Origin of the sequence: Mucilaginibacter sp. Mucisp86 (assembly GCF_047324315.1) — a bacterium.
Taxonomy (GTDB): domain Bacteria; phylum Bacteroidota; class Bacteroidia; order Sphingobacteriales; family Sphingobacteriaceae; genus Mucilaginibacter.
Window position 1 is genome coordinate 739,408 of the sequence record NZ_CP168503.1, and the last position, 22,877, is coordinate 762,284.

At 43.3% G+C, this 22,877-nt stretch carries 10 protein-coding genes; 3 read left to right on the forward strand and 7 right to left on the reverse strand.

Features of this window, described 5'->3' with window-relative positions; genetic code table 11:
• Positions 1–225: 225 nt before the first annotated feature.
• The 3 genes from ACEN9X_RS03165 (at position 226) to ACEN9X_RS03175 (ending at position 5,366) form a co-directional block, all read left to right on the forward strand.
• Positions 226–2,595: a beta-L-arabinofuranosidase domain-containing protein gene (locus ACEN9X_RS03165; RefSeq protein WP_413669029.1), complete on the forward strand. Its 2,370-nt coding sequence runs from the start codon at positions 226–228 to the stop codon at positions 2,593–2,595.
• 26 nt (positions 2,596–2,621) lie between these two features.
• A complete protein-coding gene (locus tag ACEN9X_RS03170) occupies positions 2,622–5,024 on the forward strand; it encodes a beta-L-arabinofuranosidase domain-containing protein (protein WP_413669030.1) in 2,403 nt (800 codons plus the stop codon).
• Positions 5,025–5,186: 162 nt separating this feature from the next.
• On the forward strand, positions 5,187–5,366 hold the full coding sequence (locus ACEN9X_RS03175) for a histone H1 (RefSeq protein WP_413669031.1): 180 nt from the start codon (positions 5,187–5,189) through the stop codon (positions 5,364–5,366).
• Positions 5,367–5,512: 146 nt separating this feature from the next.
• On the opposite strand, the gene ACEN9X_RS03180 is transcribed toward ACEN9X_RS03175, so the two are convergent.
• The 7 genes from ACEN9X_RS03180 to ACEN9X_RS03210 all read right to left on the reverse strand — a co-directional run bounded on the left by ACEN9X_RS03180 (position 5,513) and on the right by ACEN9X_RS03210 (position 22,779).
• A complete protein-coding gene (locus ACEN9X_RS03180; protein WP_413669032.1) occupies positions 5,513–7,351 on the reverse strand; it encodes a glycoside hydrolase family 35 protein in 1,839 nt (612 codons plus the stop codon).
• 46 nt (positions 7,352–7,397) lie between these two features.
• A complete protein-coding gene (locus ACEN9X_RS03185) occupies positions 7,398–9,827 on the reverse strand; it encodes a glycoside hydrolase family 2 TIM barrel-domain containing protein (protein WP_413669033.1) in 2,430 nt (809 codons plus the stop codon).
• A 19-nt stretch (positions 9,828–9,846) separates the two neighbouring features.
• Positions 9,847–11,382 carry a glycoside hydrolase gene (locus tag ACEN9X_RS03190; RefSeq protein ID WP_413669034.1) on the reverse strand — a complete coding sequence of 512 codons (1,536 nt, stop codon included), beginning with the start codon at positions 11,380–11,382 and terminating at the stop codon, positions 9,847–9,849.
• 54 nt (positions 11,383–11,436) lie between these two features.
• Entirely contained in the window at positions 11,437–12,939 is a 1,503-nt protein-coding gene (locus ACEN9X_RS03195; RefSeq protein ID WP_413669035.1) for an RICIN domain-containing protein, read from the reverse strand.
• 72 nt (positions 12,940–13,011) lie between these two features.
• Positions 13,012–14,715, reverse strand: coding sequence for a RagB/SusD family nutrient uptake outer membrane protein (locus ACEN9X_RS03200; protein WP_413669036.1), 1,704 nt, complete (start codon positions 14,713–14,715; stop codon positions 13,012–13,014).
• Positions 14,716–14,728: 13 nt separating this feature from the next.
• The gene (locus tag ACEN9X_RS03205; protein WP_413669037.1) at positions 14,729–17,935 is read right to left on the reverse strand and encodes a SusC/RagA family TonB-linked outer membrane protein; all 3,207 of its coding nucleotides are present in this window, start codon (positions 17,933–17,935) and stop codon (positions 14,729–14,731) included.
• Positions 17,936–18,627: 692 nt separating this feature from the next.
• Positions 18,628–22,779, reverse strand: coding sequence for a two-component regulator propeller domain-containing protein (locus ACEN9X_RS03210; RefSeq protein WP_413669038.1), 4,152 nt, complete (start codon positions 22,777–22,779; stop codon positions 18,628–18,630).
• Between the last annotated feature and the right edge of the window lie 98 nt (positions 22,780–22,877).

Consider the following 22,877-nt stretch of genomic DNA (forward strand, 5'->3'; position numbering starts at 1 on the left):
CTGTTACAATAGCATTAATTTGATATTATATTTATATAAAAACCCATTAAAACGTTAATATATTGATAATTAATACCGGGCCTTACTAAGAAACTTACTATAAATAATCTGTGTATTAAAAAACCAGATAAAATCCTGCTATCAACTGCAAAATATCATTCAAAATAATTGTGCAAAGCACACTAATTTAGTTAAAAGTTATTCTTACCGTTACACAAACATATCATGTTAATAAAAAAGTGGTTTAAATTGAACTTATGCCTCGCAGCCTGCTTAGCAGGGGCACAAACTATCCAGGCACAATCCTACGTACCCGAGTTGAACGATACCCGGGTAAAGATAAAGCCGGTGGTACCGGTTAAAGCTTATTCATTTAATTTAAAGGATGTTCAATTACTGGAGAGCCCTTTTAAAAAAGCAATGGATGCCGATGTTACCTATTTATTATCTATAGAACCCAACAGGTTGCTTTCGGCCTTCCGTTCGCACTCGGGCCTTACACCTAAAGGCAAAATGTACGAAGGCTGGGAATCATCAGGTTTGGCCGGCCACACGCTGGGGCATTACCTGTCGGCTATTTCCATGCACTACGCATCAACCCGCGATCCTGAATTTTTAAAACGCGTAAACTATATAGTTAAAGAGCTTGATGAATGCCAGGTAGCTCGTAAAACCGGGTATGTGGGCGCTATTCCTAAAGAAGACACCATTTGGGCCGAGGTTGCCAAAGGCGAGATCCGTTCACGCGGCTTCGATTTAAATGGTGGCTGGTCGCCATGGTATACCGTGCATAAGATCATGGCAGGCTTGCTTGATGCTTATTTATATTGCAACAATGCTGAAGCCTTGAAAGTATGCAAAGGAATGGCCGATTGGACTGGCGAAACCATCAAAAACCTTGATGACGAAAAGCTTCAAAAAATGCTGCTATGCGAATATGGCGGCATGGCCGAAACGCTTGCTAACTTATATTCAATTACTGCTGATAAAAAATACCTGGAGCTATCATATAAATTCTACGATAAAAAGATCCTCGATCCTTTATCTCAAAAACAGGATATACTGCCGGGCAAGCATTCAAACACCCAGATCCCTAAGATAATAGCCAGCGCACGCAGGTATGAGCTTACCGGCGATAAAAAAGACAAAGCCATAGCCGATTTCTTTTGGGAAACCATTGTTAACCATCACTCATACGCTACAGGAGGCAACAGCAATTATGAATACCTGAGCGATGCTGACAAGCTGAACGATAAACTTACTGAAAACACAACCGAAACCTGCAACACATACAACATGTTGAAACTAACCCGGCATTTGTTTACAGTAGCACCTTCGGCAATGCTGATGGATTATTATGAGAAGGCCTTGTATAACCACATCCTGGCCTCGCAAAATCACACTGACGGGATGATGTGCTACTTTGTACCATTGCGTATGGGCGGCACCAAGCATTACAGTACCCCGTTTGATGATTTTACCTGCTGCGTTGGTTCGGGCATGGAAAACCATGTTAAATACAACGAAAGCATTTATTTTAAAGGCGCCGATGGCAGTTTATACGTAAACCTGTTTATCCCATCGGTGCTTAACTGGTCGGCAAAAGGCCTGTCTGTAAAACAGCAAAGCAGTTTCCCTAATGATGATCATATCTCGTTTACGGTAAACACTAAGAAGCCGCTTATGATGGCTATCCACATCCGTAAACCAAGGTGGACCAGCAATGCAACCATCAGCATTAACGGTAAAGCGCAAACCGCTACTACTGATGACCAGGGTTATATTGTTTTAAACCGTAAATGGAGCAATAACGATAAAATTGAGTTCACTACCCCTGAAAAGCTTTATACCGAAGCCATGCCGGATAATGCCAACAGGCGTGCGGTATTTTACGGTCCAGTATTACTTGCCGGTGATTTGGGCAATACAGAGCCCGATCCGCTGAAAGGTGTACCGGTTTTTGTAACCAGCGAAACAGATCCTAACCAATGGCTACAAATGGTTGATAAAAAACAGCTAAGCTTCCGTACAGTGAATGTTTCAAAACCGGAGGAAGTTACGCTGATCCCGTTCAATCAAACTCAAAATCAATACTATTCTGTTTATTGGGACGTATTTACACCTCAAGCTTGGGTTGTACAGCAAAAAGCCTATGACGAGCAAAGGAAAAAACAACAGGAACTGGAAGCCCGCACCATGGACATTTTACGTGTAGGCGAAATGCAACCCGAGCGCGATCACAACTTCACAAGTGAAAACGCCACCACCGGCGAAGATCACCAAAAGAAATGGCGGTCGACAGAGAACGGGGGCTTTCTGCAATATGAAATGAAGGTTGACGCCAATGCGCAAAATACCCTCATCAATAGCTACTGGGGCATGGATAATCGCGGCAGAAAATTTGATGTCCTGATTGATGGTGTAAAACTGGCTACCGAAGACCTTAACCAATACAAGGAAAGCCGTTTTTACGATATCAGCTACACCCTGCCTATTGAACTAACAAAAGGCAAGCAAAAGGTTACTGTAAAGCTGTTGCCGCAAAAAGAGAACAGTGCAGGGCCGATTTATGGTACCCGCATGGTTAAAAACTAATTTGAAATTAAACGAACTTGAATATCATGATCAATAAACAAAAAGTTGCCGGCGTACTTGCCCTGTCATTAGCGGCGCTTACAGGCCCGTTGTTGGCACAGCAAAAGGATTATCCTATCCAGCCGGTCGCCTTCACCAGCGTACATGTAAATGATAACTTCTGGCAGCCCAAAATGGAGGTGAACGCTACCGTTACTATCCCATACGTATTGGCGCAATGTAAGGCCAATGGCCGTATAGACAACTTTTTACGCGCGGCAAAAAAGCTGGATGGCGACAAGCTAAGCGAATTCCCGTTTGATGATACCGACGTATACAAAGCCATTGAGGGCGCTTCTTATTCTATGCAGAACAAGAAAAATCCTGAGCTTGATAAATCAATAGATAGCCTCATCAGTATTATTGGTGCAGCCCAGGAGCCGGATGGTTACCTGTATACTTTCAGAACCGTTAATGCTAAAAAACCGCATGAGTGGATAGGCGACAAACGCTGGGTGAATGAAGAAATATTAAGCCACGAGTTGTACAACGCCGGCCACCTTTATGAGGCTGCCGTTGCACATTACCAGGCAACCGGCAAACACACGCTGCTCAATATCGCCATAAAAAATGCCGACTTACTGGTTAAAACCTTCGGGCCGGGTAAAATTGAAGAATACCCGGGCCATCAGATAGTAGAAATCGGGCTTTCAAAAATGTACCGTGTTACCGGCAACAAGCAATACCTTGACCTGGCCAAATTCTTTTTAGATGTACGCGGGCCAAAAGGCGATGCCTACAACCAGGCCGATAAAAAAGTAATTGACCAGCACGAAGCCGAAGGTCACGCCGTACGCGCCGCTTACATGTACACCGGCATGGCCGATATTGCGGCACTCACCGGAGATACCAAATATTTAACAGCTATTGATGATATCTGGAGCGATGTTGTTACCAAAAAGCTATATATAACAGGCGGTATCGGTGCAACAGGTGCCGGCGAAGCTTTTGGCGATGCCTACCAGTTGCCTAACATGTCGGCCTATGCCGAAACCTGTGCGGCCATTGGCAACGTTTACTGGAACAACAGGATGTTTTTGCTGCATGGCGATTCAAAATACATCGATGTACTGGAACGTACGTTGTATAACGGTCTGTTATCGGGCGTATCGCTAAGTGGTAACAGGTTCTTTTACCCTAACCCGCTTGCATCTATGTTTCAGCATCAGCGCAGCGCCTGGATCAGCTGTGCATGCTGTATCAGCAACATGACCCGCTTTTTGCCTTCATTACCGGGTTATGTTTATGCTAAAAATAAAAACGACCTATACATCAACCTGTTCATGAGTAACTCAAGTAATATCAAACTTACCGAGGGTAACGTGAACATTGTACAACAAACCGATTACCCATGGAAAGGCAAGGTTGATATTACCGTTAACCCTGATAAAACCGGCGAATTTACCTTACGGATCCGTATTCCGGGCTGGGCGAAACAGCAACCTGTACCCGGCGATCTGTATGCCTTTATGGATAAAAGGTCCTTCCCGCTTACGCTGATGATCAACGGGCAGGCAAAATCCTTTGAAACAGAAAAAGGTTACGCCGTATTAAAACGCACCTGGAAAAAAGGCGACAAGGTTTCACTTTTATTACCAATGGAAACTGAAAAGGTATTAGCTAATCAACAGGTTAAAGATGACCGTGGCCGGTTTGCCTTTGAGCGCGGCCCTATTGTTTATTGCCTTGAAGGGCCTGATAATAAAGATAGCCTGGTACAAAACATCCTGATCAATAAAAACGCTATTGCTGATGCCAATTACCATGCCGACCTGCTTAATGGCGTTGATGTGATCAGTACTGAAGGAAAAAGCGCCAAACGTCAGCTTAAAACCGACAGTATTTTACAAACCGATCAAATGGTAAAGGCTATCCCCTACTATGCCTGGGCCAACCGCGGGCCAAGCGAAATGACGGTTTGGATCCCATACGAAGCTTCGGCAGTACGCCCTAAACCGGCGCCAACCATCGCCAGCACCAGCAAAGTAAGTGCTTCATTAAAAAATGTAAGAATGTTTGCTGCCATAAAAGATCAGTATGAGCCTGCCGACTCAAAAGATACCAATTACCCATACCTGCACTGGTGGCCGGCTAAAAACACCAACGAATTTGTGCAGTATGATTTTGATGCCGAACACACTGTAAGTGAGTCAAAAGTTTATTGGTATGATGATGGCCCCTGGGGTGGCTGCCGGATCCCGGTATCATACAAAATCCTTTATAAAAAAGACGGTCAATGGGTTCCGGTAAAAAACACCACACCGTATACCGTAAGTAAAGATAGTTTTAACGTGGTTACATTTGAACCTGTTGCTACAACAGCTTTACGCATGGAAATTCAGTTGCCTGTCGACAATTCAACCGGAATTCATGAATGGGCGGTTAAATAAGTTGGAAGTATTAAGTCTTAAGCAGGAAGTCAGCGTTCATTTTTTCAATCAATACTTAGAACTTCCGACTAAAGGCTAAATAGTCAATTTACAGAAGAGGAAGTATTATCATTTGCGTGTAAACTTATAATCCCTACATTTGAGGCCTTAAAAAATAAAAAGATGATCAATTTCGAAAAAGTTAAAGAAGTAATCGCAGCAGCAGAAGCTGATGCGGCAAGCTTTTATGAAAAAGGCAACAAAGCAGCCGGCACAAGGTTGCGTAATGCTATGCAACAATTAAAAGTAATTGCTACGGATATCCGTAAAGAAGTTACTGAAAAGAAAAACGCTGCTAAGTAACAGTTAAAATCTTTTAATAAAGCGGGGCCGGTTTTCCGGGCACCCGCTTTTTTTATTTATAACAAAAATCCCGGCTACTTTTGTAACCGGGAAATCGTTAAATCTGTCAACCTATTTCGGGTCGACTCATACAAATGCAAAGAAGCTTACTTCCCTAAAACATCCAGAATAGGATGATCAATAGCATTTAACGTATTTTCTGATGTCTTCAGCAATTCAAGTACAGTAATTTCATTATTACCTGTCTTTAGCCATTCAGCCGGCACATACAGGGTTTGTTGCGGGCCATAATACCAGTAGCGGCCTAAGTTATGCCCGTTGATCCAAACAATGCCCTTACCCCATTTGCTCATATCCAAATAGGTATCAGCTAACTTATCAAGCTTAAAGGTTGCTTTTTTCAGTTGAGGCGCATTATTAGCTACAACCTTTTTAGCCGCCGGATTCGCTTTTACCTTGTTGATATCATCAAAAGGGAGCGAATACATTTTCCAGTTTTTAACCTCGGCGCCGGCAAACAGCACGCTTTCTGTAATCCCTTTTTTGTTTTTAAGCAAATAAGGGCCAAAATTGATACGGCCAAGGTTTTCAACCAAAATATCCAGTGTTACTTTTCCTTTAGGTAAAGTGATCATCAGGCTATCCTGGTATTTGCGCCTGTCTACAATGCCCACACGTTTGCCGTTTACATAAACGATACCGTAATCGCGCAGGTCTTTCAATTTAAGCAGGCCCGATTTGCCACCGTTAATAGTTGTACGGTACAAGGCAAAACCATAAGCCTGGTTCATATCTTCAAAGGCAAGCGGTGTACTGTTGATCATCGCGGCCGGCAACTCATCAAACAAACTGGTTGATTTGGTGAACTTGATTGCAGGAAGGCTCATGGCAGGCTTAGCAGCCGGAACCTCGGGCAGGGTTACGCCCGCCGGCAGGTGCTTGCTGATCACCGCCCTAAACTTCATGAATTTATCTGTAGCATTACCGGCCTCATCAAGCGGTGCGTCGTAATCATAACTGCTGATCTGTGGTTCGTAAGGATTTTGATCGTTATAGTTTGCGCCGTTCATGAAACCGCGGGTTGTACCGCCATGAAACATATACATGTTGATAGAAATACCCGCTGCCAGCACCGAATCAAGTTTCGGAACGTATTTATCTGCAGGGATGGTATGATGTGCAGTTCCCCACCAATCAAACCAGGCCGGGTACCATTCGGCAATAAAGTAAGGGCCTTTGCCGTCATGGTTTTCACCAATAAGCCTTTTAACCTTGGCTACATCGTCAACACCGTTTATAGCGGGCAGCAAACCTGGTAAATGACCATCTTTAATGGCAGGTTCCGGATCGCAGGTATAAAGCTGGCAATCAAAACCGGCATCAATAAACATTTTGCGGTTAAGGGCCAGGTAATCTTTATCATTACCATATGAGCCATATTCGTTCTCAATCTGTACCATCAAAATGTTACCGCCATGGTTCACCAATAGTGGAGATAGTTGTTTACCTACTTCGGTAAGGTATTTTTTATACGCCTCCAGGTATTTAGGCTCCTTGCTGCGCACAACTAAGCCCCGCTCATTTTGGAGCCAGTAAGGGTAGCCGCCAAACTCCCACTCGGCACATACATAAGGGCTGGGGCGTAATATTACCCAAAGACCTTCCTCTTTAGCAATCTTCACAAATTCGGCTATGTCATGATTACCAGTAAAATCATAGTGCCCTCTTTGGGGCTCATGCACGTTCCAGAAAACGTAGGTACCAATGGTGTTTAAACCCATTGCTTTAGCCATTTTCATGCGCTGGCGCCAGGCTTCGCGCGGGACACGGGTATAGTGCATTTCGCCGGAGATGATCTGCAGGGGCTTGCCATCGAGCAGAAAGGCAGTATCACCAAGGGCAAAAGTATGACTGGTACTTTGTGCTTGCAGCTTTGCAGATGCAAACAGGATAACAAAAAGGAACAATAGTTTTATAAGCTTCATAAAATTGAAAAAATGCAGGATTTATTTTGTATATATTTCAGGGTGACTATTTTACAGTTAATGTTACGGTTGATGATTTAAGACTGCCGGCGCTAAATTGCACCTGCACCTTACCCGGCTTACCGGTAGTTTGCACATAAGCTAATAAGCGACCGTGTAATGCCTTATGTTGATTAGCCTGATAGTTTTCATGACTGCTGGTGCTACCACTTTCCAGTCCTAATAATTTAGCCGGACCGGTTAGGGATACAGTTACCTCGTCGGTTGCATTAAACAAAGGATTGCCATCCTTATCGGTAATGTAAACCTCTATCTGGCTTAACCCTTTTGCATTGCCTTTAAATGAGGTATTGTCGGCTAAGGTTTTAAGCTGCCAGGCATCGCCCGCCGTTTTTATACTGTTGGAACAAACTTCAATGCCGTTGTTATATCCTTTAACAACAAGTTCACCCGCCTCATAATCAACCTGCCATGACGGAACTTGTCCCCTTGCAGTGTTGCGTGATTGCTTACCGAGCGATTTACCATTCAGGAATAATTCGGCTTCCTGGCAATTGGTAAAGCAATCAACCTTTATTTTGCTGCCCGGCTGCCAGTTCCAAACCGGCTCGGCAGTGCGATGGCTCCAGATGCCCCTGTCTTCAGTGCTGGTTATAGCACGTGCGCCAACATAAACCATTGGTTTATCCGACCATAAGCTTTGCCTGTAGAAGTACTCCGGCTTTTTAAACCCGGCCAAATCAACCAAACCGGCACCGTTGCTGCGTTGCGGCCATTTGCCGGCCTCGCCCAGGTAATCGATACCCGTCCATAAGTATTGGGCCGGGATGTATTCGTTACTGTCAACAGCATTCCAGGCTTGTTGTGCCATGCCGTTCTCGCTGCCGTAAATAATACGGTTGGGATATTTTTTGTGATCTTCAGGGTAGCGATATTCCTGGTAGTTATAACCAACAACGTCAAGCGCTTCGGGGTAACCAACCTCATTTGACATTACTACACCCGCCAACGCGGCTGTTACCGGACGGGTAGTGTCAACAGCTTTTACAGCTTTAACCAGTTGTTTGGCAATTGGTGTTAATTCGCTTGCCGGTGGATGATCGGGCAGATAACCTTTACCATAGATCTGCGGGTTGCGGCCGGTGTTTAACACCTCATGCGTGTAAGGATCATTAGGATAATCTATCTCGTTACCAATACTCCACATAATTATTGAAGGATGATTTCGTGAGCGTAATACCATATCTGCGATATCACGATCGGCCCATTCCTTAAAATATTCGTGGTAGCCATTTTTTGAGGGTGTACCTACATTCCAGCCGGCTACCCATTTGTTTTTGCCTACCTCCCACTCATCAAAAGCTTCGTCCATTACCAGGAAGCCCATTTTGTCGCATAAGTCGTACAAATAATCGGCATGCGGGTTATGGCTTAACCTAAGCGAGTTTACGCCTGCATCTTTCAATATTTTTAACCTGCGTACCCAAACTTCCTCAGGTACGGCTACCCCCAGCGCCCCGGCATCGTCATGGATACAAACGCCTTTAAGCTTGGTACTCTTATCATTTAAAAAGAAACCTTTATCCTTGTCAAAACGGATACTGCGGATCCCTACAGATTGCGTGATCTCGTCGAATGCTTTACCATTACGGCTGAGCGATACCTGGAGTTTATAAAGGTTTGCTTTTTCGGTGTCCCATAATTGAGGAGATGAAAGCAGTTGTTCAAACTCAACCTCATGAACGCCTGGTTTTATTTTTATTTGTTTTTGCAGAGCGGTAGCTAACTTACCTTTTGCATCAAGCAGGTTTGCCTTAACCAATACATTAGCCTCTGCAGCGTTACTGTTAGTTACACTCACCTTAACTTTTACAGTAGCTTTGCCGGCCGAAACATCAGGCGTAGTAAATGCTACATCCCACGGGTCAATATGTACGGGGTCTTTAACAATCACGTACACATTACGGTAGATGCCCGAACCGGTGTACCAGCGTGAATCGGCAAATTCGCTGTGATCTACCTTTACAGCGATAGTGTTTTTACCATTTAAGTTTAAATACTTGCTCAGCTCATATTGGAACGGGATAAAACCATTCGGGCGCTTGCCTAACGAATGCCCGTTGATCCATACCTCACTGTTTTTGTATACCCCATCAAAATAAATATATACCTGCTTCCCTTTCCAGGCGGCATTACCATTGAATGTCTTTTTATACCAGCCTATTCCACCGGGTAAATAACCGGTAGCGCTTGCCCACTCATTACTAAAAGGCCCTTCAATGCTCCAGTCATGCGGAAGATCGACAGTTTTCCATTGCTTTTCAGCAGCAATCCCGCTGATTCCCGTGCTAATATCTCCTTTGTGGAAACCCCAGGCCGAATTAAACAAAACCGGTTTGCCGTTACCCTTCGCTCTTACCAGGCCGGGCAGTAATAACATGCCGATTAAAAGAAACAGATAGTGGTTATTTTTCATTTATGATAGAAATAAAATGCTACTTAATGACACCCGTTAAGGTGACGATGGAGCGAGCCGGGATAACATTTTTATCACCGGTTATTTTACCCGGTTTAAGCTCATTTGTCTGTGATGTCAGATATGAGGTTGTAAACTGAACTTTAGCACTATTAGCGTTAAGCACTGTTGCTACATCAGTAGTACCGGGATTGATCACAACTACAATTACGTTTTTCCCATTTTTAAATGCCGATACCAATAATGAGTTGTTCTCTGCAGATGCTGCAACTCCGGCATCAACCCGTAACGCGCCGGGATTAACAAACCTGCTGTAGTTACCCATAGCCCAAAGCATTTTGCTGGTATAAAAATTACCATCGGTTTTATTTTTATCGATATAGATGAGGCCATCTTTATAATCATAGGCAGAAATGGACGTCCACCATTGCCAGGCCGATGCATTGGCTACTGTAAGATCGGTATGGATCACTGATGCCAAATACAGCCCTGCGTCGATACCCAAATCACGCTTGTTGCCGTCCATCTCACCTGCATTATCGCCCAAAATGCAGTATTCAGATTGCCAGAAATTAAGTCCGTTAACAGTTGCCACACTATCTGCGAGTACAGTACGGGCTTTTACTGATGACGCCATTGGCGAAGTAGTAAAATAGCTGTGTGCCGAAATGGTTTTAGCTACCGATGGCAAATCGCCTATATAATTAACAGACCCCGGTTTAAAAAAATCAGCGATCTGATTACCCTTACCCGCTTTATCGCCTTTAGTAAATAAATAGTTGATGCTTCCAGCTTCACCAACCAAAATCTTTGAGCTAATCTTATTATTTGTAAATTCTTTATTGATAGCTTTTATCACACCCGCTATCTCGGTGTTATTATATGGCGCTCCCTCCTGTCCGCCATCACTCCAATCCCATTGCGGTTCATTTATGGGGCTTATATAATCAAATTTAACTTTGCTTACCTGCTCAACGCCTTTCACCACTTTAGCTAAGAAGGTTGCATAGGCATCATATTTATCAGGAGCGATATTTACCTTACCGCCATTGGCATAAGCTTTACCATTAACGGTAAACTGCACCGGCGGACTATTATTAAAACCTAAAAACTGTTTAACCCCGCGTTGTTTGGCGGCCTTCAAAAACCAAACCTGCCCTGCCTGGTTTTGCCAATTATAGCTGCCATCACTATTTAAAAATGATTCGGCACGACGCCATTCGTCTTTAATCCCACTCTCGTTCCCTTGCTGTGTACTGCCTGCACCAATATTAAACCTCCACAACGATAAACCTATCCCCTTTGGCGAGCCATCGGCGTTATTATCCCGGCTAAAAAGCAGGTCGGCAATTTTATTACGTTTATCATCCGGCCAGTTACCCACAAACTGGCATGACCACGCATCCGATGCACCAAAATTGCTGATGGTTTGATACGTTTTTGAAAGGTTTATATCAATGGTAACCTCTTTGGTCTGGCCGCTTGCCAAAGGGATATTAAGCCCTAAAACCGAAGCTGCCAGCAGTACTTTTTTTATGGTAGTTTTTATTATCATCGTATTTAAATCAACAAATAAAACAGCACTAAATAGTGCTGTTTTATTGCAATATTATTGTTGCACTATTTGCCATTGCTGGTTAGTAGCGCCGCTATAAGGCCACTGAATGATGCCTGCACCATTTGTGGTTGAAGCTCCGTTAACATCAAGCGCAAGGCTGCTGTTACGGTTAATTACTTTATAAATACCATCGCTGGTAGCGGTAAGCTGCCATTGCTGGTTGTTGCCTCCGTTCCACGGCCATTGTATAATGCCCGCGCCGTTGGCTGTTGAGCTCATGTTAACATCAAGGGCCTGCGTACTGTTACGGTTAGTTATCTTGTAGTAACCACCGCCATTGGCAGCAATAACCCATTGCTGGTTATTCCCTCCATTTTGAGGCCATTGTATGATGCCCGCACCATTGGTTGTTGAGCCACCGTTAACATCAAGCGCCTGGCCGCTGTTAACATTTAAAAACCTGTAATATGCGCCTGTATAAAATGTATCGGTACCACCGGCACCTACGCCCCATGCATACTTAATGCGGCTTAAGCCCGATGCATTTGTGGTTGATACTGTAAGACTTGTACCTGTACCACTTAATTGCTGAATAGCATAACTATCGCCGGTACGTACGCCCGGCCAGTAAACCGCACCCATACCAAAGGCACGCGCCTGATTGGTTAAACCCTGCAGATAAGCTATTTCCTGGTCGCCGCCTATGGCACCGGTATAGTTTTTCCCGCCGGTCATAGGGATACCAAACTCGGTAAGCACCGCACGGCTGCTATAAGCGCCGATATTGCCTTTTAAGCGATTTTCCCATTGCAGCGCTGTTGTCAATGTGCCGTTGCTGAAAAAGGTGTAATCATGTATCGACAATAAACAGCCCGAAAAACGGCTGTCGGCACCAACTCCGGTAATATCCTGCGAATAAGATGTACCACTGATCAGGATCCTCCCTTGCGGAACAGAAGGATAATTACTTAACCACTGGGCACAAATGGTTGTCCAGTCGGTTAATGAATAGCCGTGTGGCTCGTTAAATATTTCAAAGTACACATGTGCATTACTGCCGTATTTGGTAACAATAGTTTGCCACATCGACCAAAACTCGGTAGTGTTATCTATCTTCCCGTCTTCAGATGATTTGGCTTCCCAGTAACCTAATATCACGTTCATCCCTTTGCTCAGGGCTTTATCAATAACACCTGTATATGAGTTCCACCAGGTTTGTGATACGGTTGAGTAGTTTACAGGTAATCTCACCGTATTGGCACCTGTATTGGTTTGGATGCCGGTTAATACGGCATCGGCTTTGGCAGATACCGTGGCATAACTATCGGCAGATGTTAAGCCGCTTAATACCAGTATCCCGTCACTGAAATTATCACCATCGGCAGCCCAGTTAACGCCTTTCAGCGCACTTGCCGGTGTTGAATCTGTAGTTACTGTTTTATCTCCTGTTTTTACTTCATCCGGAGCTGATGTTTTTTTTACTGATACGATATCCTTTTTACACCCGGCCACCAAACAACACATCGCTATTAATGCAATACTTAAGTTCTTCATAATTTGCTATAGGTTATAATTGGGGAGAAAAAAGGGGGAAGAAAGAAGCTCTTCCCCCGGAATATTTGGTTATTAGTAACCAGGGTTCTGTTGTAACTGGCCACCAGATGCCTGAATTTCGGCCCTTGGTATTGGCAACCAGTAATGTTGAGGTTTGAATGAACGACCGTCTAAAGCTACTTTTGGTGTATAAGTAAATGTACCGTTCGCATTTTTAGTAATAATCACACCACCAGCAGGTTTGTTTTCGGTAACATCGGCAATTTTCCAGCGGCGCACATCGTAAAAACGGTGTTCTTCAAATGCAAGCTCCACACGGCGTTCATAACGTACGGCATCACGCATTTGCGATTGTGAAAGCCCGCCGGGCAGAGCAGGCATCTCAACACTCGGACGTGAACGGATCAGGTTAATAGCAGTACGTGCAGATAACGATGAACCTGAAGGCACAACATCCGGTCCGTAAGCTTCGTTAGCCGCCTCAGCAAAGTTTAACAGGATCTCGGCATAACGGAAATAGATCCATGGTTGGAAGCCCGCGTTACCCCATGGGTTTTGCAGCGGATAAGCATCGTTCATATATTTTTTAAGATAGTAACCTGTTTTGGTAGTGTTCCAGTTATCAGGTCCGTCTTTACTATCCTTACCGCCCGGAATAAAAGCTTCGATAGATCTTTCACGGTATGGAGCGCCATTATACAAAATAGTGGCCGCAAACCTTGGATCGCGATGCTCATAAGGTTTAGTAGCATCGTAACCCGATGATGGATCAGTAATGGCTTTACCGTTATCCATTTCATAATCATCAACTAAATTCTGCAGCGGAGTGTTACCTGCCCAACCACCGTAACCATTAGGTCCATTGGCTATTTCAAGATGGGTATGGTTGGCATTTTTGGTGTATAGACGTTCAAAAATGGTTTCGTTAGTTATATTGGTTAAAAACAGGTTGCGATAACCACCTGTGTAAATGCCATACTTATTAAGGCTAATAACAGCTTGCGCAGCTGTAACCGCATCTGCCCAGGTACCTGCGGCATATAACGGACTTGCGGCATAAAGTGTTAATCTTGATTTTAAAGCCAGTGCCGCGCCTTTAGTTGCACGTCCTAAAATCCATGAAGCATCATTATCTAAAGGCAGCTTTGAAGCAGCATCATTAAGCTGAGCAACCGCGTAATCAATACTTTCTTTAATTGACGCGCGTTTAAACAAGGCAGGGTCCTGGAGATTATCGGTAAGATTGGTTACCTTATCACCCATCAAAACAACTCCGCCATAATTACGTATCAAGTCCTGGTAACGGAAAGCCCTGATAAACTTCAACTCGCCTTCAAGACGCGTTTTGTGTGCAGTACTAAAAGGCATTTTTGGCAAAATACTTAATGCGTAGTTACACTCCCTGATGCTCCTGTAGCTGCGCCCCCAAAGAACACCCGCGCCGCCTAAATTTTCGGGAGCAAGCTGTCCTCTTTGTATCAACCATGTGGCATCGTCATTGTTATATATGGATTCGTCGGTGAGTGAGCTCCACATGCTGTATTCAAAGCCACGGCCAAAGCCCGGGTTTGAGCCATCGCCCTCTTTATCCTGCAACCTTTCGCCGATGTAACGATTGGTTACAAAAGCTTCATATACTGCCGTATCTGATTCAATAGCAGCTGTTGAGATCCTGTCGGTTGCCTGCACATTCAACAGATCTTTTTTACATGCTGTGACACTTAGCATTGCGCCGCATATCATCACATATAATGGGGTTTTATATTGTAGTTTCATTATTGATTGCTGATTAAAATTTCACGTTAACACCTAAGTTTATAATTCGTTGCTGCGGATAAAACTGGCCGCTACCACTGTTACCTTCAGGGTCATAATCTTTTACTTTCGTGATGGTAAACAGGTTAAACGCACTTGCATAAACCCTTAAGCCGCCAAGCTTAATTTTCGAAAGGAAAGCCGAATTGAAATTATAACCTAATTGAACATTCTTTAGCCTCACGAATGAAGCATCGTTAAGCCAAAAAGTGTTTTGATATGAACCGTTTACCGAGTTCGATGCACGATCGGCAACCTTTGGATAAGTGCCGTTTGGATTTGAAGGGCTAAACCTGTTATCGGCCCAGCTGCTATAAAAGTTGCCTATGCTACCAGCTTCGGGCAATACATATTGGCTAACCTGTGCCTGGCCAGAAAATAAAAGCGAAAGGTCGAAGTTTTTATAAGCCGCGTTAACATTTAAACCATAAGTAATTTGCGGAATGTTACCGTATTTGCTACGGGTTTGATCATCGGCAGTAATTTTACCATCACTTTTACCATTAACAACAAGGTCCTCGTATTTCAAATCACCGACCTGGGCTCCCGGTACATGCGGATAGCTATCCAACTCTGCCTGTGTGCGGAAAATACCTATAGCGTTGTAAAGCAGGTAAGTATTTAATGGTCGGCCTGTTTTACGTTGATAATCTAAAGTTCCAACTGCTTCATCGATAAATATGACCTTGCTTTTAGCGTAGGTAAAGTTACCACTTACGCCCCAGCTAAATTTTTCGCCGGTATGATTATAACCTAAAGTAGCTTCAAAGCCCTGACTGTTTACTTTACCAATATTTTCTGATGGTACTAATGGAGTATAATTAGTGCTTCCATCGTCATAAGGGTTTACGATACCCGATGAGCCAGGCAACGAAGCGTTACGCGATGTTAAAATATCCGATCTTTTTTGCTTAAAATAAATTGCCTCTACCGTAAAGTTATGCAGGAATGTAGCATTGATACCTATATCGAGTTTTTTTGCAACTTCCCAGGTGATATTTGGATTTGCAAGCTTTACAAGCTTAACGTTTGGCTGAATTGTGTTTGAATTGGTTGAAGGATCAAATGCAACAAAGGCATTATTAGCTAAAATATAGTTGTCAAAATATTGGAAGCCCTTAACGTTGTCGTTACCCAGTGAACCATATGATGCCCTTATCTTCAAATCATCAAAAAAGCCCACACTGTTTTTAAACCAGTTTTCCTTCGAGATTCTCCAACCAACAGAAGCTGATGGAAAATACCCCCATTGTTTACCGGAAGGGAATATCGAACTGCCATCGGCACGTAACTGGCCCTCAAACAGGTATTTTTCGTCATAAGCATAAGCTAAACGGCTGATAACGCTGCGACGATTATAATTAGAGCTGTAACCTGAGTTTAGATAATCTGTAGCAGCGCCTCCACCTTGCGATAACTCTGGTAATTGGGTTGATAGATAATTATAACGGGTAGCATCAAAATATTCAAGATGATTTTTACTTTGCTCATAACCAACAAAAGCATTGATATCATGCAAGCCAAACTTCCTCGTAAAATTTAGCTTGATGTTTGAGGTAATAAGCGATTCGTTATTTTGGGACTCAAATAACGTAGCCTTATTATTATTTCCGCCAACTATTGATTGGTTGTAAACATCCGCCGCTGGATCGTAGCTGTATAAAACATATGGTTTGCTAAAGTTTTTATCAAACGTATATGATTTATCTACAGAAAAGAAACCATCAAGCGATAAGCCTTCAATACCAGGAATGGAATAGCTGCCTCTTAAAATACCGTTAAATACCTGTTTTGGATTATTGTTGGTGCCACCAATATCAGTTACAGCTACAGCAGGGTTACTACCTTCAATTCCCCTCGTAGGTAAGCCGTTTGGATAGTACGCCGCAACAATAGGCTTAGCCCTGTATACCGAACGGAATACATCACCCGCGCCTATCTGCGGAAAAATCCTGTCTTCCTGGCGGCCGGACAGCGATAAACCAACTTTTAAACGCTTGGTTACATTGGCATCAATATTTGAACGAAAATTATATTGATGATATTTGGTAACCCCATTCTTGTAAATCCCATCCTGATAAATAGTACCCAACGATACAAAGTACTTTACATCTTCACTACCGCCTGCAACAGAAAGGCTGTGTTGGTTTTGCAAAGCAGTACCTTTAAGCGTTTGTTTTTCCCAGTCAGTATTTGGATAGTTAAGCGGATCAGATCCGTCTTTGAACTTCTGAATTTGATCGGCGGAGTAAGACTGATTTAAACCCTGTGTTGGACTTGCATAATAGTTAATCTCATTCATGATCTGAGCATAGGTCGCCGCGTCGGCCATTTTTGGCAGGCGGGTTGGCGAGCTAAAACCTTGATTGAAACTATAATTAATAGTTGGCTTACCTGTTTTACCACGCTTGGTAGTAACCAAAATAACACCGTTTGCCGCCCTATTACCATAAATAGCAGCAGAAGCGTCTTTTAATACCGACATACTTTCAATATCGTTAGGATCAAGCCTTTCCAAACCGCCTATCTGTCCTGGCACACCATCAACTACGACAAGTACATCGTTGCTGCCTGTAGTAGCTTGCCCACGAATAGTGATGCTCGAACCGTCATAACCCGGCTCACCGCTACGGTTATTTACTATTACGCCTGAAAAACGGCCGGCCAATGAGTTTGATAAGTTGGGCTGAGGGCTTTTTACCAATTCAGCACCTTTTACCTGCGAAATAGAACCTGTTAAGGTTGCTTTTTTCTGCGTACCGTAACCTACAACCACTACCTCGTTCAATGATTTTGAATCGGCAGTTAATTGTACGTTGATGGTGGTTTGTCCGTTCAGCGCCACTTCTTGTGAGGTGTAACCGATGTAGCTAAACACCAGTGTGCCCGATGAAGCATTGGGAACGTTAAGGCTAAACTTACCGTTAATGTCGGTAACCACACCTGTTGATGTCCCTTTTAAAGATACGCTTACACCTGGTAACGTTTCGCCTTTTTCGTCGGTTACTTTACCGCTAATTCTGACATCAGGTAAGCGCTGCTCATTAACGGTACCCGCAAAAGCCATTACCGGCATTTGGACTGTAGCGAAACAAGCAACGGCCATGCTGGCCGCAACTACGAAAAAGCGGGGTGATCTTTTCCGATGGGGAGAATCCTTTTCGAGTAAATTTGGTTTCATATGGTTTTAAAAAATTGGTTTTTTAATCGGTAAAAACCTTGCAAAGCGAGGTGCATAAAACCCGAAAACAGATTGGCTTTTGATTAATTACCGCCTCCTTTTTCCAGGTAACTTTCATGCACAGTACAAAAGTTTGGTTTAAACCTTGGTTATTGGTAGGGCTAAATTGCGTTTTAAAGCAAAAATGAGTGAGGGGTAAATTCTGATTAAGACAGGGGGTAAATCATAAAAAAGCGCTTAAAAACAGCATTTTGAGCACTTTTTAAACAGGGGGTAAATCAATACTGTCAGGGGGACAAAAATAAATTGGGGTATTTACTGCTCCGGGTATTGCTGCGCTCGTTGTACGCTCAGAAAGTTACTGCGTGTACACATCCGGTCAATAAATATTAATGAATAAAATCGATTGTCATTTCGAACGAACCAGCTGAGGTTGTGTGGTTGGGGGAGGAGAAATCTTATACATCATGCTTTAAATCTTCCATACGGCTCCACAAGGCGTATAAGATTTCTCTTTCGCTCCACAACACAGCCCGCTCCTGCTCTATCGAAATGACATTTTCTTTTATTTAAAAGATGTGTACACGCAGCAACCCGGAAAGAGGGGATTTTTTTATTTCTCAACACTCTCTTTGCGGCGAAACCGGAGAGAGCCTGATCCGGCGGATTACAGAGCGGATGAGTTAATATTATCAATTCTCCTTAATCACGTCGCGGTTCACATTGTAATTGTTGTGAAATGGCTTACGATATTTCTTAATGTAATCAGACGGGTTTATCCCAAACAGCTTATTGAATTGTTCCCTGAAATATTTGAGATCATTTAAGCCCACCTTGTAGGCAGTTTCATAAACTGTGCTATCGGTTGTTAACAAGATCTCGGCAGCCTTACGCAGGCGGATAAAACGGATAAAACTATTTGCCGATTGCCCTGAGATTGATTTGATACGCTTGTACAAGTTAGAATGGCTCATACCAATTTCGGCAGCAAGTGTTTTAATGCTGAAATCGGGATCAGTTAAGTGCTGCTCAACTATCAGGAGGCATTTTTCCAGGAATTCCTTGTACTCCTGCGAAATCTTCAGGTCGTTTGACTTATTAAGTGTTATCTCGTTATAAAAATACTTTTGCAGGTTGTTCCTGCTCTTCAGGATACCGTTTACACGTGCTACCAGGATCTCCTTTTCAAAAGGCTTGCTGATATAGTCATCAGCCCCTCCCTCAATCCCTTTCAGCTTTATCTCAGGCGAAGAACTGGCGGTAAGCAATATCACTGGTATGTGGTTCAGTACAGGGTCTTCCTTAATACGGCTGCATACCTCAATACCGCTTAAGCCCTGCATCATTACGTCACTTATCACAATATCGGGCACAAGATGATAAACAAGGTCAAGGCCATCTGTACCGTTATCGGCCTCAAAAATCTCAAATTCGCCGGTAAAGATCTGTTTAAGGTAAGTACGGATCTGCTGGTTATCGTCAATCAGCAGCATGGTTTTAGTATCGGAGCTTAATGCTTCAGAACTTTTAGCTGCTGTAGTATTTTCAACCTCAACAGCAGCTAATTCGCCCTTATTCTCCATCAGCTCATCCAGGAATACCGAAGTTTCGGCAACATCTTCAAAAACAAATTGCTGTCCAAAATGCTCCCTCCCTTTTAACAGCGATACATGAAATACCGTCCCCTGCCCCTGCTCGCTTGTATAACTGATGCTGCCTTTGTGGTTTTCAATAAATGCTTTAACCAGGTAAAGCCCAATACCGAAGCCGCCTGCCAGGGGCACCGAATTTTGCAACTGGTAAAACTTGCCGAATAATTGATCGCCGGTACCCTCGGCTATGCCGCAACCGCTATCTTTTATTTCGATGGTGATCTTATCGTTAAAATCGGTTATCGTACAGCTTACTATGCCAAATTCCGGCGTAAACTTCAACGCATTGGAGATGAGGTTAAACAACGCAATTTCCATTTTCTCCCTGTCGGCGTAAATCTCTATGGTATCTTTTTCGCTAATAAAATCAAACTGGATATGTTTAGTGCGTGCCTGGTGATTAAAACACAAAAACACCTCATGGCAAAGCGAAACGATATTAAGCTTTACTATTTTAAGCTTATCAGTATCGCTTTCAGCCTTTCTGAAAAGCAGCAACTGATCAACCAAACTCAGCAGGCGGCGTGCGTTACGGTAAATAATATGCAAATTGCCGGCATCATCGGTATCTTCATTTTTTCCGAACAGCATATCCTTTACCGGGTTGATGATCAGCGTTAGCGGCGTACGGAACTCATGTGAGATATTGGTAAAAAACGAGAGTTTACGCTCATTAAGCTCTTTATCTTTTTCGGCCGAAAGTTGGGCTACCTTAACTTCATATTTAAGCCTGGTTTGGCGTGCCCTGTATAGCATGTAGTAATAGGTAACAAGCCCGGCGGCGGCTATGTAAATTAAATACGCCCACCATGTTTTATACCAGGGTGGCAGGATCTTAACCTGCAATGTAGTATAATCATCAAACCATAAGCCGTCCTGGTTGCAAGCCTTTACTCTAAACACGTAATCGCCGGGTTCAAGATAACGGTAGGTAGCCAATCGCTGGTTACCAACATAGTTCCAGGTTTTATCAAGTCCGTCAAGTTTATAAGCAAAGCCGCCCTTATCAGGGTAAGTATAGTTCAACGAAGCATACTGGATAGAAAATACCGACTGATCGGGCTGCAATGTAATTTGCCGTGCTTCACTAATGGCCTCGGGTAATACTGTATGATTTTTATCAAGCTCGCCAACTTCAACCTGTTTACCAAAAATCTGCAGGCCTGTTATAATAACTTTGGGCTTATAACTGCTTTGATTTACTTTTCCGGGATCAAAAAAATTCAGTCCTTCAGTCCCACCAAAATACATCAAGCTATTTGCCGCGTCAAACAAAACAGAGCCCGCATTAAATTGTCCCGCCTGCAGCCCGTCAGACTGATCATAGTTCAAAATTTTACCCGTTGCCGGATTAAGGTTTGAAAGCCCCTTGTTGGTACTCAGCCACAATGTGCCATCGGCTACTTCCTTAAAAGCAGAAACTGTATTGTTGGCAAGGCCGTTGGTTTCATTGAACTTTTTAAACGTACCATTTTTAAGATCATACGCTATCAAGCCATCCCCTTCTGTAGCTATCCAAAGCCGCCGGTGTTTATCGGCATTGAGATAAAATATTACCTGGCCCGGCAGGTTATTCTTTTCGTCGGCCGGTTTAAAATACCTGCTGAATTTCTTTTGCTTTGCATCATAAAAATCCAGACCGCCGCCATAAGTACCAATCCAAAGATTGCCTTTATCATCTTCAGTAATTGCACGTACATCATAAGCTGTAATGCCGCTGTTTGCAGGTGTGTAATTGCTGAACGTTTTGGTTACCGGATCAAACAAGCTTAAACCGCCACCATTTGTGCCAACCCAAAGGTTTTTATGGCCGTCCTGGTAAATTACACGTACATCATTTCCTCCAAGACTTTTACTATCTGCTGCATTGTGCGCAAATGATGTAAACGAATCTGATTTTTTATTATAAAGCAGCAATCCTTTAGCGTAGGTGCCAAACCAGGTATTGCCGTCCTGATCGGTATACCCATACAGGATGGCGTTATCAGTAATACTACCCGGCCTGCCATCGGCCTTATATTGTTTGATGAGTGTACCGTTCCGGCTGGTTTTAAAAAGCCCTTCGCCATCGGTTCCGAGCCATAAAAAGCCATCCTTATCCTGGCTCATGCCGTAAAACCTTACCGGGCTTTCACCGCTGGTTTCATACTTTTTTTTGGTGATCAGCGAAAACTTCTCTTTAATACTGCTGATCATGTAGATACCATCACCATAGGTACCCACCCAAACGTTTTTGTCCTTATCTGTAAACAGGGTTTGTACAGAACGCTGGGTAAGATAAAAACCGTCATCCCCCGTTACAGGCTGTAAAAAATAATTGGCCGTGTTATAGTTTGGATCTGAACCTATGTTGAGCTTAAAAAGCCCTCCGTCCTGCAGGCCAACAAGTAATTGCCTGTCATTATCTTCACTTAGCGATATGTACCTTTTACTTTTAATACCTGGTTGATTGGCTTGCAGTAATGTAAACTTATTAGCCTGGCGATTATAATAAACCAGCCCGCTGCCGGTAGCGATCCAAATGTTATGGAAATGGTCTTCAAAAATATCGTTGATCCTTGTAGCAGGCAAATTAGGGATTTGCGGTGCCCAGCCTTCGCTTTTATTGATCAGCCCGCCGTTATGTTTAAATATGTTAATGCCCCCCTCCTGCGTACCTACCCACAACAGGCCTTTTGAATCTTCAAACAAACAAATTACACGGTTACTTGCCAAACGGGGCAGATTGATTTGGGTATAGTTGTTGAAACTGGCGGTTTTAATATCAAAATATGAGAAGCCCAGGTTGTAAGATGTGATCCACAGGTTACCGTCACGGCTTTGGATGATATTACCGATGTCGCTTTTTACCGACTTGTTTAGCTTGAGTTTATAGTGTATAAACTTTTCGGTGCGGGTATCCAGCTTGCTTAAGCCATTGCGCGATGATACCCAGATATTACCACGCACATCGCATAAAACCTTTTGTACATAATTACTGGCCAATGCGGTAGAATCGCCCGCGCGCGATTTAAAAACTTTAAAGGTTGTACCATCAAAACGATTAAGTCCATCGTTGGTGGCAAACCACATAAATCCCTTGTCATCCTGGGTAATACTATTAACAATACCAAAAGAAAGACCATTTTTTAACGAATAGTTGAGGATCTTGTTTTTGATTGGCGACTGGGCACGGGCCGAGGAAAAGATCAAAAAAAGAACAAAACAGACAAAGGATCCCTTTTTCATTAACACGTTGCAGGCTGTGAATTACACAAATAATTGGAAGATTAAAGCTACCTAATTAATTG

Bases quoted from the DNA above. Each gene is read 5' to 3' on its own strand.
- ACEN9X_RS03165 (WP_413669029.1), top strand. From the start codon at position 226: ATGTTAATAAAAAAGTGGTTTAAATTGAACTTATGCCTCGCAGCCTGC.
- ACEN9X_RS03170 (WP_413669030.1), top strand. From the start codon at position 2,622: ATGATCAATAAACAAAAAGTTGCCGGCGTACTTGCCCTGTCATTAGCG.
- ACEN9X_RS03175 (WP_413669031.1), top strand. From the start codon at position 5,187: ATGATCAATTTCGAAAAAGTTAAAGAAGTAATCGCAGCAGCAGAAGCT.
- ACEN9X_RS03180 (WP_413669032.1), bottom strand. From the start codon at position 7,351: ATGAAGCTTATAAAACTATTGTTCCTTTTTGTTATCCTGTTTGCATCT.
- ACEN9X_RS03185 (WP_413669033.1), bottom strand. From the start codon at position 9,827: ATGAAAAATAACCACTATCTGTTTCTTTTAATCGGCATGTTATTACTG.
- ACEN9X_RS03190 (WP_413669034.1), bottom strand. From the start codon at position 11,382: ATGATAATAAAAACTACCATAAAAAAAGTACTGCTGGCAGCTTCGGTT.
- ACEN9X_RS03195 (WP_413669035.1), bottom strand. From the start codon at position 12,939: ATGAAGAACTTAAGTATTGCATTAATAGCGATGTGTTGTTTGGTGGCC.
- ACEN9X_RS03200 (WP_413669036.1), bottom strand. From the start codon at position 14,715: ATGAAACTACAATATAAAACCCCATTATATGTGATGATATGCGGCGCA.
- ACEN9X_RS03205 (WP_413669037.1), bottom strand. From the start codon at position 17,935: ATGAAACCAAATTTACTCGAAAAGGATTCTCCCCATCGGAAAAGATCA.